This window comes from Litoribrevibacter albus, from assembly GCF_030159995.1.
Taxonomy (GTDB): domain Bacteria; phylum Pseudomonadota; class Gammaproteobacteria; order Pseudomonadales; family Litoribrevibacteraceae; genus Litoribrevibacter; species Litoribrevibacter albus.
Genome location: NZ_BSNM01000014.1, coordinates 118,247 through 135,320 on the forward strand (window position 1 = coordinate 118,247; position 17,074 = coordinate 135,320).

General features: G+C 46.4%; 11 protein-coding genes. 10 read left to right on the plus strand and 1 reads right to left on the minus strand.

Features of this window, described 5'->3' with window-relative positions; genetic code table 11:
* The first annotated feature begins 46 nt into the window (after nucleotides 1-46).
* The 9 genes from QQL66_RS21260 (at nucleotide 47) to murB (ending at nucleotide 12,548) form a co-directional block, all read left to right on the plus strand.
* The gene (locus QQL66_RS21260; protein ID WP_431356911.1) at nucleotides 47-277 is read left to right on the plus strand and encodes a phage tail assembly protein T; all 231 of its coding nucleotides are present in this window, start codon (nucleotides 47-49) and stop codon (nucleotides 275-277) included.
* Nucleotides 270-2,114 (plus strand): hypothetical protein, encoded by a 1,845-nt coding sequence (locus QQL66_RS10840; protein ID WP_284381352.1) that lies wholly within the window; start codon nucleotides 270-272, stop codon nucleotides 2,112-2,114. Before QQL66_RS21260 ends, QQL66_RS10840 begins: the two co-directional genes overlap by 8 nt.
* Nucleotides 2,114-2,722, plus strand: coding sequence for a hypothetical protein (locus QQL66_RS10845; protein ID WP_284381353.1), 609 nt, complete (start codon nucleotides 2,114-2,116; stop codon nucleotides 2,720-2,722). Before QQL66_RS10840 ends, QQL66_RS10845 begins: the two co-directional genes overlap by 1 nt.
* Nucleotides 2,722-3,276, plus strand: coding sequence for a hypothetical protein (locus QQL66_RS10850; protein WP_284381354.1), 555 nt, complete (start codon nucleotides 2,722-2,724; stop codon nucleotides 3,274-3,276). Before QQL66_RS10845 ends, QQL66_RS10850 begins: the two co-directional genes overlap by 1 nt.
* The gene (locus QQL66_RS10855; protein WP_284381355.1) at nucleotides 3,277-7,275 is read left to right on the plus strand and encodes a phage tail protein; all 3,999 of its coding nucleotides are present in this window, start codon (nucleotides 3,277-3,279) and stop codon (nucleotides 7,273-7,275) included.
* A 42-nt stretch (nucleotides 7,276-7,317) separates the two neighbouring features.
* Nucleotides 7,318-10,113 carry a hypothetical protein gene (locus QQL66_RS10860; protein WP_284381356.1) on the plus strand — a complete coding sequence of 932 codons (2,796 nt, stop codon included), beginning with the start codon at nucleotides 7,318-7,320 and terminating at the stop codon, nucleotides 10,111-10,113.
* Nucleotides 10,113-10,832: a hypothetical protein gene (locus tag QQL66_RS10865; RefSeq protein WP_284381357.1), complete on the plus strand. Its 720-nt coding sequence runs from the start codon at nucleotides 10,113-10,115 to the stop codon at nucleotides 10,830-10,832. Before QQL66_RS10860 ends, QQL66_RS10865 begins: the two co-directional genes overlap by 1 nt.
* A gap of 195 nt (nucleotides 10,833-11,027) precedes the next feature.
* Nucleotides 11,028-11,513 carry a low molecular weight protein-tyrosine-phosphatase gene (locus tag QQL66_RS10870; RefSeq protein WP_284381358.1) on the plus strand — a complete coding sequence of 162 codons (486 nt, stop codon included), beginning with the start codon at nucleotides 11,028-11,030 and terminating at the stop codon, nucleotides 11,511-11,513.
* 3 nt (nucleotides 11,514-11,516) lie between these two features.
* Nucleotides 11,517-12,548 (plus strand): UDP-N-acetylmuramate dehydrogenase, encoded by a 1,032-nt coding sequence (gene murB, locus QQL66_RS10875; RefSeq protein ID WP_284381359.1) that lies wholly within the window; start codon nucleotides 11,517-11,519, stop codon nucleotides 12,546-12,548.
* Between the two features lie 115 nt (nucleotides 12,549-12,663).
* Here the strand turns inward: murB and rne are convergent, their stop codons facing one another.
* On the minus strand, nucleotides 12,664-15,630 hold the full coding sequence (rne, locus tag QQL66_RS10880; protein ID WP_284381360.1) for a ribonuclease E: 2,967 nt from the start codon (nucleotides 15,628-15,630) through the stop codon (nucleotides 12,664-12,666).
* Between the two features lie 481 nt (nucleotides 15,631-16,111).
* Here rne and rluC point away from each other — a divergent pair, with 481 nt between their 5' ends.
* The gene (gene rluC / locus QQL66_RS10885; protein WP_284381361.1) at nucleotides 16,112-17,074 is read left to right on the plus strand and encodes a 23S rRNA pseudouridine(955/2504/2580) synthase RluC; all 963 of its coding nucleotides are present in this window, start codon (nucleotides 16,112-16,114) and stop codon (nucleotides 17,072-17,074) included.

Consider the following 17,074-nt stretch of genomic DNA (forward strand, 5'->3'; position numbering starts at 1 on the left):
TGGTCGTACCGTCGGTGAGTTAGAACAAACCTTATCAAGCAAAGAGTTGGTCGAATGGCAAGCATTTTACTTGATGGAGCCCTGGGGCTTCCAAACTCACGATTATCACGTAGGGTTGGTTTGCTCAACCTTGGCAAACCTTCAAAGAACGAAAAACGTTAAGCCATTCACCCCGTCCGATTTCATGCAGAAGCCAGTCAAGCCAAAACCAAAGGCCCAAAGCGTGGAAAGCCAAATAGCCCTCTTTAAGAAGATTCAGAGTCAGCAGAATGGGTAAATCCGTCATTAGTTCACTGGTAGTGAACATTGAAGCCAATAGTGCTCGATTTCGGTCAGAACTGAAAGCATCTAAAAAAGAAGCCGGCCGTTTTGCGAAATTCTCTAAAGGGGCATTTGGTGCGGTTAAGGTTGCTGGTGCGGCTGTGGCAGCGGCTTCTGTAGCAACGGCTGGCGCTATGACAGCATTAGCTGCGTCTTCGTTTAAGTCGATTGATCCGTTAGCTAAAACCGCTGACAAGCTGGGTGTGACTACTCAGTCGTTGGTTGGGTTACGCCATGCTGCCGAGCAAACAGCAGGTATGGTGGGTGAGCAGTTTGATACTGCACTGCAGAGAATGACACGCAGAGTGTCTGAGGCAGCAATAGGAACCGGTGAAGCAAAAAATGCAATTGCTGAATTGGGGCTAGATGCTCAAAAACTGGCGGCGTTATCACCAGACGAGCAGTTCAAGCAAGTTGCGGATGCCATGCAAAACGTGGCAAACCAAAACGACAAAGTGCGATTAGCTTTTAAGCTGTTTGATTCTGAGGGTGTGGGTCTTGTTAACACTCTGCGTCAAGGCAGCGACGGGCTTGAGGCATTTCAGCAAGAGGCTGATGCTCTTGGTTTGGCTGTTGATCGTATCGATGCCGCCAAAATCGAATTAGCAAATGACGCGGTTGATAAAGCTCAAAAAACCTTTACAGGTTTAGGTAATGCCATTGCTGTAAAAGCGGCACCTTACGTTAAAGACCTGGCTGACAGATTTACGGTAATCGTCACAGAAACCAACTTTGCTAAACGGGCAACTGACATCTTATTCGACACCCTTGTGAGCGGTGCAGGGCTGGTGGCTGATGCGTTTCATGGGTGGGAAGTCATCTTTGAAGGGTTGAAAGTTGTTTGGGCTGAACTAAAAGTCGGTTTTATGGTGGTTTCAAACGCCATTGTCAGAATTGCGGTCAATGCAGGTGAATCGATCCTTAAGGCGCTTACATGGCCTATTCGCGAGACCTTATCTGCACTGTCTGATTATTCCGATACCGCTGCAAAAATGGCGGCAACATTGGAAGACATGACCAGCTTTGATCCGCCAGAGGTATTTAATGCAACTGCAATCCAAGAAGCTGAGAGTGCGGCCTCTACTGCAATTGACAAATTTAAAGCCAAACTTGCAGAACCAATGCCGTCCGATGCGGTTAAGCAATGGTTTTCTGATGTAGAAGAGGCTTCTAGAGTCCAGGCAGAGAGTGCAACTAAAGCTCTGATCGGATCGCCAGAGGATGTAGCTGCTCAGTCTAAGCGAACATTGGATCAGAAGGAAAAGAATCTCAAGAAAGCAAAATCTTGGGATGAAAAGAGCAATGAAGAGCGCTTAAGTGGGCTATCTCAAACTTTTGGCAAGATTTCCACACTTCAACAATCAGAGAACAAGAAATTAAAAGCGATTGGTAAGGCTGCTGCGATTACTCAAGCCACCATCGACGGCATTGTTGCCACCAACAAGGCGCTTACAGCCGCACCGCCCCCTTATAACTTTGTATTAGCTGGCATGGTGGGTGTTGCGTCTGCTGCAAACGTTGCGGCTATTGCGGGTATTGCGCACGGCGGTATGGATTACGTTCCAAGCGAATCAACCTACTTGTTGGACAAGGGCGAGCGGGTCTTATCTCCAAATCAAAACCGGGATTTAACCGAATTCCTAAGCTCTAACGGTGGCGAATCACAACAGGCAGTAGAAGTAAATATCACCGCGTTTGATTCACGTAGTGTCGAAGAGGCTTTGCTAGCCAATCGAGGCCTCATTCTTTCGATGGTTTCTCAAGCGCAGTACGACAGAGGGCGGGCGTTCTAATGGCTCAGTTTCCTAATGTTGAGTGGGGCGGGGTAACAGTCGCTCATGTGCAGCCAGCCGTTACCAATAAGTCTCTGTCAGGTAAGCGTCAGTCGTTAATTCGTGAAGTCTCGTATTGGACCATTGAATTTACGACTCGTAACTATGAATACGACGACTTACGAGCCGTCCAGGCGTTTATCAATTCTCTGGATGGCATGTATCAGCCGTTTGATGTAGTGGTGCCGCAGGTTTCTTACAAGCGTGGCGTTGCTAGCATTGCCAACGGCTATTCGAATGTCGAGGTTTCCAGTGTTACGGACAGTAAAACGGTTGTTCTAAGACGATTAAAAGCAAACGTAGAGGATTGCTTTAAAGCGGGTGATCTAATCCGATTTGCTAATCACTCAAAGGTTTATCAAATCACTGAAAGCGTCACCAGTTCCGCGTCAGGTACAGCCACAGTTAAGCTTCATACGGCTTTACACGTTTCAGATATAACCACAGGGACCATCGTTATTATTGATGCCGTGCCGTTTACAGTACAACTTCAACGAGACACGCAAGAGTTCAGCTTGAAGCCAGGGTTAATTACTCGAGTTCAAGTCAATTGTATTGAGGTAGTTTAATGCTGTCTTTATCTAGCCTGCTTCGTGCGCTTCTTAAGAAAAATCATCGCTTTTACCACACAATTGAAATCAATCTCTCTAACGGCGCCATTCGTGTTACTGATTCGGCACATGATGTTTCTTACGATGGTAATAACTATGTGTCTGGTCCTGACCTTATTCAATTTGGCGAGCCGAAAAGCACGACCGAAATTAGATCTAATGAAATTACCGTCACTCTGTCTGCTATCGATCCTGCCTTACGTGCTGTCGCGTTCGCGGCTGACTCTCACTACCTAAATCAACGATTGGTTTTAACCCGGCATTATTTAGACGATTCCGGTTTGCTGGTTGGCTCTATTGTTATTTTCAGCGGTGTTATCACTAAACGTGCGAGTTCGAGCGGTAATCAAGATGTTTCGATTTCATTTTCATCAGCTAGCTGGTGGGCTGCGTTTGAAAAGATGAACGGCGTTGAAACAACAAATGCAAGCCAACAACGTTGGCATCCGACAGATAAAGGGTTTGAGCATTGTCCTGCTACGGCATTAAATATTCGATGGGGCAGTAAATAGATGGGATTTTTTGATAATCCGTTTAAGTCATTAGAAAAAGCTGCCAAGTTTCTTATCGACCCTGTTGTGTCTGCTCATATTTGGGTCGCAGATGAATTAACAAAAGAGCTGGTGGACTGGCTAGTACCTGATATTGAAATGCCTACCACGCCTGATCCTACTCGTGAGGTTATGATTCAAGGTGGGATAAAGAAGCTGCCAGTTGTTTATGGAACGCAAACCATTGGAGCTCATGCGGTGTATGCCGGCACTTGGGATGCCGACCGAGACGATGATAAGAATGATGTATTAACTATTGTTGCTTCATTCTGTGAAGGTCCTATTGATGGAATTGAGGAGGTGTTTTTTGATGATGTCTCTGAGCATGATGCACGCTTTGTAACTGGTGATATAACATGGATTGGTATTGAGCGGCACTTAGGGTACGAATCTCAACCTGCAAGTTCGTTATTAAAAACACTTGCGGCTCAACACTCAAATACAATGCCTGAGTGGACAGATGATCACCAGCTTAATAACGTTGCTTATTGTGTCATTCAAATGGAGTATGCATCTAATCCAGCGAATGATGATGCTCAACCGTTTACAGGCTTGCCAAACATTAAAGCTCGGATTCGCGGGCGTGTTTTCCCTGCCCTTAATGAATTCGGTTTATTTGGTAACTGGGCATACTCAGATAACCCTGTTGAATGTTACGCGGAGTATCTAACCAATAAACGTTATGGCATGGGGTTGCCTGGTTCCGCATTTAATTGGGGTAATCTTAACGCAGCCAAGGCATTATGTGACAGCTCTGTGGAGCATTACACTGGCTCTGGGAATCATCCACTTTTCACATGTAATGGTGTAATTAAGACCGAACCTACCATTAAAAGTAATGTTCAATTGTTGCTTCAATCAATGCGAGCGCATCCTATAGATATTCAAGGGAAACTTGGTTTGCGTATCGAAGGATCTGGCACATCAAGTTTTTCGTTCGACAAAGACAATATCATTGGTGGGATTACCACCAGTGAGGCTGGTCCGAATGACAAACACAACCGAGTAGTTGTTAAGTTCGTTAACTCACTAAATGGTTATACAGATGACGAAGTTGTATACCCTGAAAGTGATGCGGAATATCAGTCGTTACTTTCGAACGATAATAACATCCCGAACACCAAAGAGATTGTCAGCCGGACAATTAACAATCCCTACGAAGCAATGCAGCTTGCAAGAGTAGTTCTTCTTAGGTCTCGGTTAGGTTTGGGGTGTGCATTCAAAGCAAAACCAGAATCTATCGAAGTTGAACCGGGTGATATCGTTACCATTACCGATGAGGTGTTAGCCTGGTCTAATCGGCTGTTTAGAATCTCTGAAAAAACGGTGCATAATGATGGTACGTGTTCTTTCTCAGCTAAAGAATACGACCCTTCTATTTATAATTGGCAGGTTGGCACCCAGCGCGTCTACCCGCCGGTAGTAATCCCTGATTCGTGGCGTAATCGCCCAAACGCCCCAGTCGGTGTGCTGTTAACGCAGTCAGTTAATACTCCGAAAACCGAAGATGGGAATCTAACAACGTTAACCGCCACTGTTACACCGCCCACGAGTGGTGCAATCTATTCGCATTCGGTGCTGGAATGGCGAAACCAGGGCGACAGCGCGTGGAATGACGTTACTGGTGCGGCCAATCCGTCGTTGGCGTGGTCGGTGGTCAATGCTCAGCAGGTCATTGAAGTGCGAGCGTATTCCGTGTCTGAGTCGGGCCAACGCAGTGTAGAAGGCGTGACGGCCAGTATTCAACTGGAAGCGTTCGAGGGGTATATCCAAGTGCCGAACGTGACGGGGTTGGAGCTGAAAGGCCAAGGCAACAACACCGAGTTCGCTGGTAAGGATGCGGTGTTTGCGTGGCGTAAAACGTCCCATAACGATTGGTCGGCGTTAAACCAAGGCGCGGCGAATGACGGCGCGCTGGATAAATACTTTGATGCGTATGTGGTGCGCGTCTTTAACAGTCAGGGCGTGCAGCTTCGCGAAATTGAAACCACTGACAATTTCTTTACCTATACCCATGAAATGAACCTTCAGGACGGGGCGGGCCGTGCGTTCACTCTTGAAGTGCTGATGCGCTCGGTGCACAACCGCTACAGCCAGCGTACCGCTAAAATTTCGGTCAGTAACCCGTCGCCTGGGGTGGTGGAAAACGTGCAGCTTTCCGCTGGATTTAACACCGTACAGCTTGCGTTCTCGATGCCTGATGATTTGGATTTATCTGGGGTGAAGGTGTACGTCAGTGACCAAGCCGGATTCACTGCCAGTAATGCGACGTTGGCTTACTCTGGGTTGGCGGCGTCCATGACGCTCAGTCTCAATCAAAACACCACGTACTATTTCCGGTTTGTCGCGTACGACGTGTTCGGCGATGGCGCTCTGTCAAATGAATACACCATTAAAACCCAACAGCTTAAAACCACGGATCTTGACGGCTTGGGCGATTGGGCGACGATTAAGGACGTGGATCGGGCGTTCATTGATACGCATCTAAACGACGATGCGATTCCGTCCACCAAAATTGAGTATCTGGTGGCGTCGAAGATTGCGGCGGGCACCATCAATGTCACGGTGGCGCTCGGTTCCGAGGGGATCATTCAGACCAATAATGGCGGGTATAAAGCCACATTAGGCGCGGTGGATTCCGGCCAAGAAAATCCCTATATCTTCCACTTTTCCGACGGTAACGACATTCCGTTTTACATCGATTCGGCGGGCAATGCGTTTTTACGTGGGCGTATCGAGGCGACGGAATTAGTGCTGTCCGATGGCTTTGTGTACAACAAAGATGATCTGAAAGGGGATAAGGGCGACGCTGGCGATAAGGGGGATCAAGGCGATCCAGGAGCACCGGGTTTGCCAGGGGATAAAGGGGATCAAGGCGATCCAGGGGCACCGGGTTTGCCAGGGGACAAGGGTGATAAAGGGGATCAGGGCGATCCCGGCGCGCCAGGGATGCCGGGTGCGGATGGCATGTTGCCCGCACCGGATGGGAATCCTGGGTTGTTCGCAAACAACAATTACATGGGTTACCACAACGGCTCGACTTGGCAAAGCTACATCGGGGCCGATGGTCGCTTGTATTTGACTGGCTCAGGGTCGGCGTCGTTCGACTGGAACCCAGTAAGTAACAGTCTGACCTTGCAGGGCGCGACAATTGTCTCATCGAGCATAAAAACTTCATCGACCGGGGAGCGGGTCGAGATCAACGATTCAGACAATCGACTGCGGTTTTACAATGCCTCTAATTATTTGGTGGCGCAGTTTGGTTTCGATACGTCCGACGGTCATAACACGGTGTTGTCGTTGACGCCGCCAGCGGGTCACCGAGCGATGCGCGTAAGCACTTCGGGTGAACAAGCTATGAACGTGTCGTCGGTTTACGACTACGCAACGGCGGCGTTTTTTAACTTCAGTGGTGAACAAGGTTCGTCAGCGGTTCAGGGGTCGCAAACCACGGGCGACGGTGTTGGGGTAAAGGCGCTGGGGCCGTCGGGAAAAATCGGTTTGGATGTCGCGCAAGGGGGGATTCACATTCAGCCGTCGGCCAAAAACTTGGCCAACCCGCAAAGCTCGATCAATGCGGAGTTGGTCGGGGCGGTGTCTCGCTTGATGTATAAGTTCGGCTCTGGAAGCACTGCGGCCGACTGGGGCACGGTGCCGGTGTTCTCATTGGAGGGGAGTTTCCCAACCCGGTTGCACGACAAAGCCAGTGGTTTTGTGTTGATCATGGGAACCTCGCTGAACATGGCCCACGGTGCAGCGGTGGACAACTTCTATGGGGTAACCCTGAATGCCGTTTATGGGGCCTATTCCGGGGTGCTGGGTACCGATGCGCTGGCCGGTACCAGTGAATTTCGGATGAGCGCCAACACGAATAAAGTCACGATTCACCATGTGGCCAACGGTCACGCTCGCGAGGGCAGTTGTTGGTGGATGGTGGCAGGCAAAATCAACCCGATGTGATCACTCTTTCTTTCAGTTTCTTTTCTTCTAAACGGATTCTTTATGGCGCAATACAATCAGGGCACGCTGGCGATCTCCAGCGGGGCCAGCACGGCCACAGGCAGCGGAACGAACTTCCTCGGAAACGTCGAATACGGCGATTATTTGTTGGTGTTCAATCAGTTTGGGCAATCGGTGCACGTGGCGACTGTGACGGCGGCCACGTCGAACACGCAACTGACGTTCAGTCCGGCTTATCAGGGCAGTGATTTGGCGGGGGTGAGCTACGCCATCACCACCGACTTTACGGCGTTGAAGAATCTGGCGTTGCTGAACGACACCGACCTGGGGGCGGCGGCCTTGTTCAATCGTAACATGCTGGCAATGGAACAGGCGCTGATCGATCAGGACGCCGTGTTAGCACAGGAGGCGGTGAAACACGCCGCTCCGTCGTCGGTGGAATTTGCCGTCCGTCGCCAAGCCAACCGAGAGCGGTACGGGGCGTCGCGGTTTGTGCATCTTGGTAAACATCGTGATGACTCTACTCATGTCCCCATTAAAGAAGGTTTATATTCTGTTCTTGATGACCCTAATGTACTCGGGATGGGTCGATCAGTAACAGCGACTGGTGATTCTGAAACTGATTATGCCGTTCTTCATGTCTCGGGTATTCTGTTTAATTTGTCTGCGAATGGTTTCGGTGATCCAGCAGCATTTAAACTAAAATTTTCTGATGCACCGGATGGAACAGTAACTTATGACAGTGCCACAGGTGCAGTCGTTCAACACGCGGATGCTGCTACGGCGTTTGCGGCTGAAACCACTACTAACAAAGTCGTGACTAAGCGTTACGACGTACCACTCTTTGAAGTGTTCAAGCGTGAAGTAACTATAGCGAGTGATGAAGTATATCCAAATGGCTTGATTCAATCTCAAGCGACAACGATGAATGGTATTGCTACTGCTAATGGGACTCGTCCAGCAAGCTATTATGCTGCGTTTGAAGGGGATACTGGTTCAGTTGGTAAATGCTTGAATTATTATTCTTTGTCTGAAGCGCAACAGGCAGTCGTTCTCGCTGATCCGTGGAACAATTTTGAATTAGGTTCAGACGGTAAACTATACCAGTGGTGTTTGCGTCAGTTTACGGTTGATGGCGTTGGAAATGGTGAGCTGAGATTCTTATCAAGTACGGCGAGTAATGCTCAAAACTCACTGTTACGTCAAGCAACAGGGTCGATCACTAAACCGATTGCTCCACAGGGGGATTTTGACGACAGATTAGATCATTCCTCTATAGGTTTATATAACACAAATAATCGTACAGATTTGACCGTTGTAGATGAGTTTGATAATGGCGTCTTTGCTACCCGTAATATTGTTCGTGATGGTCGTGATTATTCGAAAGCCGGTGTGGACGGTGAGTGTTATGCTCTGGTTTTAGGTCAGGTTAGTCGACTAAATCAAGGTGTGTACCACCCATCGTTTAATTCGCTTGGGTGTGGACGTGTTAGAAATTTGAGTGGTGATGTTGATAACGGCAGACTTTGGTATGACAGTGCAGGTTTCAACATGACAAATGCCGCGCAGTGCTTCACTGAGGTTACGGAAAATAATGGTAAGGGTAATATTTCCGGTAATTTATCCGGTCGCCCGGATGGTAAATTCTATGACGCTATCTATGCAAACGGACAGGGTGGTGTCATTGATATGCGGTTGGGCGGTAAATCGCTTAGTCGATTCGGAGATGATAAAGCCGCACTGTTGGCAGGTGATTTCCTGGGTCAAGAATACCTAGTCAAAACTGAAATTTTTGCAGGTAGCTTAACAGCCACTGGATCTAGTAAGAATATTTATATCACTGGTTCAGGTATGGGGCTGCTTCCGACAGTCGGCGATATGTTTCACGTATATCGTAGTGACGGAAGTGTTCAAACGAGTACCGTCAGTTCTACAGGCGTTGACGGATGGATTTCAACTGACACGATTACTAATACTGAATTAGTGACTCATGTGATTTTGACGTACACTACCGATCTCCCAGTATCAGGTGAATTTACGATGATAGATGTGATGGGTGATCCAGCAAACATCAAGAATACATCTGATTTAACAAACGGCTGGATAGGTGCTTGGATTCGTGACCTAACCGCTGGATCGTTACCCAGATCTTTGACACGTAAAGCGCTCTATTCTAACGCGATTAGTCAGTATACAAACGACAATGGTGCCAATTGGACAAACTCTTCATATTCGATTGATCCAATCAAAAATGAAACACCGAATGCTTCTCAATTAGATGTGTACACGACTGTAATCACTTACACTGCTCACGCGAAAGTCACAACCCCAGTTAACCGCCTGCCTGTTTTGGGCGGTTATGACAGTATCAAAGATGTCACTGCAATCAACTGGAAGGGTTATGGGAATAACATTCTATTTGAATCAATACTCGGGATGATTAATAAAAATTCTGATCCATCTGGTGAGATTTACCCGACTGTCAAAATGATCCAGTCTGCATTAATTGACCGCAATCTAACTGTTACTGAAGCGGACTGGGGTAAACTTGATACAAACGTGGATCATGGTATTCAAAAACACGAACCGCTTAACCTAATTCAGCCAAATAATGGAAATTCAGCACTTAAAGTGATGATGTATCCAGTGGTTGAGAATGGTCAACTGTTTATTGAAATTATCTATAAACAGATGGTTCATAACGGTACATCTTGGGGTGACAACAATCAGATGTTAATTGCTGATGGTGATAACCTTGGAACCGATTTGAACGCAATATCAATATCGTACGGCACACATAGAATCGGGCCAATTGGCTGGCCAGAGGGGGCGGCATAATGGAGCAATCGTATTTTTATCACGCAGACCCGGATACCGGGGAATTAACCCTCCGCGTCTTTACCGACCGAAAAACGTTCGATGATGTGATTCAGGTCTTTACTGAGTGCCGCCCGGTGGTGTCGCTGCGAAAGCATTTGGAACTGTGGCTGGAATCGGAACGATGGGCCTGGTTCGAGGATCATCAAGCCTGGTTGGCTGAGCAAGCCGAACTGGAGGCCCGCGCCGAGGCGGTCGAGCGAGCACGGGACGACGACGGCCAGTTTGTTTCTGACGATCCGGACACCTCTGAAAACGAAGCTTACCAGGGCGGGCAGTCGCCCGACCAGATACGGGCGCAGTTGCGGCCCGAGCCGGAGTATGTGGAGCCGTTGGTTACACAACTGAAACCCGTGTTGATGAGTTTGATTAATCGGCAATCTGAACACGCGCTGAAATTCATTCGCGATCAATACCCGGATTACGAACAGTTATCGTGGGACAAGCAAGAACAGCAGGCCCGCGCCTGGTTTCTCGATAAAACCACGGAAACGCCCCTGGTCGATGCCATTGCCAATGCGCGTGGGATAGACAAACAAGAATTGTGTCAACGTATTATCGCCAAAGCGAATGCGTATGAATCCGAAGTGGGGGCGGTGATTGGTGAGCGGCAAGCGTTGGAGGATCGGGTGGTGGAGGCCGAAGATTGGAGTAGAGTTCTAGAAATAATCAGTGATTGATAATGATTATTTCTACTATTGGGGCTCTCCTGTTGCACAGTAAGTTGAGTGCCTCTGTGTTCGCTGTATTTGAATAAGAAGAGCTAAATTTTCTGTATTTTCCGTTGTAAAACACATTTGTAACTATTTGATTTATAATGTTCTGTATTACTGATTTTACGCGCTTTGAAAGCGTCTCTTATTAATGGTAAGCTATTGAAAAATAAAGAAAAATTAAGTGTTTTGTTTATATGCCTTGGGAATATCTGTCGTTCGCCAACCGCAGATGGAGTGTTTAGAAAGTTAGTAGCTGATGCACGTATCGATCATAAAGTGGTGGTTGATTCTGCCGGAACCGCTGCGTGGCATATAGGCAAGTCCCCGGATTCGCGCTCACAAAGCTTTGCTCTTCGTCGAGGGTATGATCTTTCCGGGCTTAGAGCTCGTCAGGTTAATGAAGTGGACTTTGATACTTTTGATTTGCTCTTGGCGATGGATAGTGAAAACTATTCTAATTTGATGCAGTTATGTCCTAAAGGCTCGGAACATAAGGTTAAAAAATTATTGAGCTTTAGTTCGATTGCGCCTGATGAGGATGTCCCTGATCCTTATTATGGCGGTGATAAAGGGTTTGAGCAGGTATTGGACTTAGTTGAGGATGCCTGTGATCAACTGCTGAAATATGTGAAGAGTGGTCTTTAATTAGTGTCCCAGTTAGTTATTGAGAAAGATAAGAACCTAAAGGCGCTTAATACCTTTAGATTGCCTTCTGTTGCTCGGCAGTATGTGGAGCCTACAACGATTGATCAAGTTCAGGCTGTCTTTGACCTGATTCAGAAACAAAACTTGAATTATCTGGTTCTTGGAGGGGGGAGTAATGTTCTCTTCAAGAGCTCAGTTTTTGATGGCTTAATTGTTCATCCTGCGCTTATGGGTATCGACGTTGAAGAGTTTACTGAAGGTTTTCGGGTAAGTGCATCGGCTGGTGAAAACTGGCATAACTTTGTTCAGTTCTGTTTGTCACAAGGGATAGTAGGGCTGGAGAACTTATCTTTGATTCCTGGTTCTGTAGGGGCCTGTCCTGTTCAAAATATAGGTGCCTACGGAGTTGAGGTTGCTGAGTTTATTGAGTCTGTTACTTGCTTTGATCCTCAGTCGAACAGTGTTGTTCAGCTAACAGGGGAAGAGTGTCGGTTTGGTTATCGTGACAGTGTCTTCAAACGTAATAAAGCTCACTTAGTTATTCTTAAGGTCAACTTTGTCTTCAATAAGGATCGTCCATTCTCGTTGGATTACAGTGATCTTGAACATCGGGTTGAGCGTGAATTAACTCAGAATGAAGGGAAGGATAAGGCGCGTATTATTTCTGATGTGATTTGTCAGATTCGTTCTGAGAAACTTCCTGATCCAGCTGAATTAGGTAATGCTGGCAGTTTCTTTAAAAATCCAATTGTTACCTCTGATAAATTTCATTCTATTAAAGAGAAATGTCCCGAGTTGGTTGCCTTCCCTTATGGTGATGATTACAAGCTTGCGGCGGGTTGGATGATTGATTTTCTGGGGTTCAAGGGAGCATCTGTAGGTGGCGCGAGTGTTCATGAAAAGCAGGCATTAGTTTTGGTTAATAAAACTGGCGATGCGAGTTCAGGAGATTTGTTTGCCTTGGTGAGCTTAATTCAAGCAAAAGTAAGCTCTGTATTCGGGGTGGAGTTGGAAATTGAACCAAAAGTAATCTAAACGCGAGTGAAATAGAAAGAACAAATAATATGGGAGCTAATCGTTTGTTCTCATAAATAAAAAGCCCAGCATTTAGCTGGGCTTTTTAGTACCTGATTGTTCAAGAATTACTTGGTTATTCAGGTGTTTTGTCGGTTTGAGCTTCCTGAGCTTGTTCACTCTGAGGTGACTCACTAGCAGTTGTTGCTGGCTCATTGGTTGCTTCTGCTGCTTTAGGGGCAGCTGCAGGCTCCGACGATGTAGATTCTGAAGATGACTCGGTTTTTGGTTGAGTCGTTTCTTTAATTTCTACGTCTTCCGCTGTTTGTGGAGCGGCGGCCTTACGTTGTGATCGACGAGGACGTGAAACAACCGGTTTGCTTTCTGCTTCTGGTTGTTTGGTTTCCAAAGAGCCTGAAGGAGATTCCAACTTAGTTGGAACAATCTTAGGTTGAGTTTCTTTGGTTGTTTCCGTCTTTTCAACAGGTGCAGGTATTTCTTCACCGCGAGCTTTTGCTTCTGCTACTGCTTTGCGGCGTTGGCTTCGGCGCGCCTTTTGAGGTGCTTTAGGTGCCTCAGCTTTGCTGTCAGCATCTGCAGTATTTTGCTCCGCTTGGGTTGCCTTGTTATTCGCAGCAGGTTCCGCAGGCTTGCTATCAACAGGAGTTGAAGTCTTCTCTGATTTAGACTTTTCTTCCTCTGCTGCAAGCGTTAAAGAAAGCTGTTCTTCGTTAAGTTTTTCAACTTTCTTCTCACTCTCTTTCTTGTCAGCTACTTTTGCTGGAGCTTTTGGCTCGTCAGCTTTAGCCGTTTCAACTTGAGTTTCTGCTTGAAGATTGCTTACTTTTTCTTCGGCTTTCTTCCAGACGTTGTCAGCTTTTGCTTCAACTGATGACTCTGGTTTTTTGCTCTCAGTGTCAGCAGCTACAGGCTTGCTGTCAGTCTTTGGTTGAGGAGCCTTGTTTTGCTGAGGCTTCTCTGTTTTTACCGCTGATTCTGATGGCTGTTTAGATTGAATCTGGTCTTTTTGTTCAGGAGCGTTTGTTGATTCCTGAGATTGACGCTGTTCTCTCTTTGGTGATTGATTCTTGCGACGCTGGGCATTGCTGTTTCTGTTGCGACGGCGAGGCTGTTTGTCATCACTCTTAGGGTTATCAGACTTTTGAGTTTCAGTCGTTTGAGCTTGTTTCGCTTTAGGCTGCTCCTCATTACGCTTTTTAGCGTTGCGATCCTGAGGCTTGTCAGCTGTGCGAGCAGGCTTGCGCTCATTTTGATCTGAACTCTTATTGCCTCTGTTATCAGAACCACGTTTTTGTTGAGCGCCTTTGTTAGTGTTGCGCTTGTTGTCTTGTGGTTTTCGCTTGTTTGGTTGTTTGCGTACTTGAGGCTTTTCTTCTGGCTGTTCTTCTTCGTTCTTGAAGAGGCCGCTGAAGCTCGCGGAAAGGCGGGCAAAGAAGCCTTCTTTTTTGCCTTCAGTTTGTGCCGCCGTAGGTGCAGGAGAGGAGTGTACTACTGACTTCACTGCTGCTTCTGTTTTTACAATTGCTTTAGGTGTTGTTGCTTCAACCACTTCAGGGGTTGGGGCATCAGGAATCATAGCAATAGTTGATTCATTCCGAGTTTCTGCAATGTGATCATCACGCAGGCGAATAACCTCGTATTTCGGTGTTTCCATATATTGGTTCGGTACGATCAGAACCTTCACACCTTGTTCTTTCTCAATACGAAGAAGTTGCTTACGCTTTTCGTTGGTTAGATAGGTACCTACCGAAATAGGAACAATGGCTCTAACTTCAGACGTGCGTTCTTTAAATGCTTCTTCTTGAATCAGACGCATAATGGATAATGCTAGTGATTCTGTGTCGCGGATGGTTCCGTGGCCGTTACAGCGAGGGCATACAATGCCTGATGTTTCGCCTAGTGATGGGCGTAAACGCTGACGGGACATTTCCAGAAGACCGAATCGAGAGATGCGACCCACTTGTACACGAGCACGATCCATTTCAAGTGCTTCACGTAAACGGTTCTCAACTTCGCGTTGGTTGCGGCTCTGAAGCATGTCGATGAAATCGATAACAATCAAACCACCCATATCGCGAAGACGAAGTTGGCGTGCAATTTCATCTGCAGCTTCAAGGTTTGTCATTAATGCGGTTTCTTCGATGTCTCCGCCTTTGGTTGCACGGGCAGAGTTGATGTCGATAGAAACTAATGCTTCAGTCGGGTCAATTACAATTGAACCGCCAGATGGCAATTTAACTTCACGTTGGAACGCAGTTTCGATCTGGGTTTCAATCTGGTAGCGGTTAAACAGAGGTACCGCGTCATCGTATAGCTTAATTTTGTTCGAATAATGTGGCATTACCTGGTTAATGAAGGTAACGGCATCGTTATGTACAGAGCGATTATCGATCAAGACTTCACCAATGTCTTTTCTCAAGTAGTCGCGGATAGCACGGATGATAACGTTACTTTCCTGATAAATTAGGAAAGGTGCTTCACGGTCTTCTGATGCAGACTTGATGGTATCCCAGATCGTGGTTAGGTAATTTAAATCCCACTGAAGGTCTTCAGTGCTACGACCAACACCAGCAGTGCGAACGATAACGCCCATATCGCGTGGTACTTCAAGGCCAGACATAGCATCACGAAGTTGAGCCCGATCATCGCCTTCAATACGACGAGAAATACCGCCGGCACGTGGGTTGTTTGGCATTAATACTAGGTAGCGACCAGCAAGTGAAATAAAGGTTGTGAGGGCTGCACCTTTGTTGCCGCGCTCTTCTTTATCTACCTGAACAATAACTTCTTGGCCTTCTTGAAGAAGTTCTTTGATGTTTAAACGCTGTCCGCGCTCTGGTTTGCTAGTGAAATATTCTTTTGAAATTTCTTTCAGAGGAAGGAAACCGTGTCTTTCAGCGCCGAAGTCAACAAATGCAGCTTCAAGACTTGGTTCGATTCGGGTGATTTTCCCTTTGTAGATATTCGCTTTTTTTTGTTCGCGAGTTCCAGATTCAATATCTAGATCGTATAGGCGTTGGCCGTCAACAAGAGCAACACGCAACTCTTCTGGATGAGTCGCGTTAATTAGCATTCTCTTCATGTAAGTCCATAATTTGTAAGGGAAAACACGCTTGTTTTAAGAAGGTGGATGAGTCGCTGTAAGCAACCTAAGAACTACTCTGAGATACAAAGTTGAACGTAAGATCGTAACTTTTCTTCTGCTTCTTAATCTTAAAAAGGTGTTTTCCAAAATTTTCATTCGACAGTTCTAACTTGAAATTATGATGTTAGATTGTCGCCACTATTTTGGTAAACTAACCGCCTTTCTTCGGAAGGGTGGTGGTTCGCCTTCTCGAAGCCAAAACATCTTGAGCGGTACGATGCTTTGAACCGTAGATTATTTATATATCAAAGATATAGAAAAACTATCTTCGGTTTTTCCGTAATTCACCACCGAACGCCCAGTTAATGACAAACATTTAAATAGCATTTTGTGCTTGTCTGCATTAGATAGTCGTATCGGCGAGGCAGAATATAGCAATAAATCTGCAAGCCATCAATTGAATAGGTTTATAGTTTTTATGAATTCAGCTCCTGAGAGCAATATTAACGCTGTACAAATCATTGATGTGGAAGATGATTATCAAGGTCAGCGTCTCGATAACTTCTTAATCGCTCGTTTAAAGGGTGTGCCTAAGTCAAAAGTGTATCAAATCATTCGTAAGGGCGAGGTTCGTGTCAATAAGAAGCGAAAGAAGGCTGATTATCGACTTGAAACCGGTGATCAGGTGCGTGTGCCGCCTATTCGAACGGCAGACCCTAAGCCGGTGGTTAAAGTTTACGACAAGACTCTTAAGTTAATCGAAGACTCTATTATCTTTGAAGATGAGAGTTTTATGGCGATTAATAAGCCATCAGGTATTGCGGTGCATGGTGGTAGTGGTGTTAGCTGGGGGTTAATTGAAGCGGTAAGACAGATTCGACCGGATGTGCGACGTCTTGAGTTGGTTCATCGTTTGGATCGGGACACCTCTGGAATCATTCTTATTGCAAAAAAGGGTTCTGTATTGAAGGTGTTTCATCAGTATCTTCAAAGTAAACAAATGCAGAAAATCTATCATGCCTTGGTGGTTGGGCGTTGGCCGAAGCATAAAAAAGAAGTTGATGTCCCTCTGAGGAAGATTGAGCTGCCTTCAGGTGAACGAATTGTGAAGGTTGATGGTAAAGGAAAGTCTTCGCTGACGAATTACCGAGTATTGAATGCTTATAAAGGCTTTTCGTTGGTAGAGGCGAGTCCTATTACCGGGCGTACGCACCAGATTCGGGTTCATTGTCAGTTTGCTGGTTGTCCGATTGTTGGTGATGAAAAGTATTGTCCAGAAGAAGATTTGAAGCTTCAGAAGAGTCTGGGCTTATCTCGTTTGTGTTTGCATGCCAGAGAATTGAGATTTAAGCATCCAGAGTCTGGTAAGCCGATGACCTTAATTGCTGAGTATGGCTCGGATCTGAAATTTATTCTTAATGTTGTTCAGGCTGGTGACTGA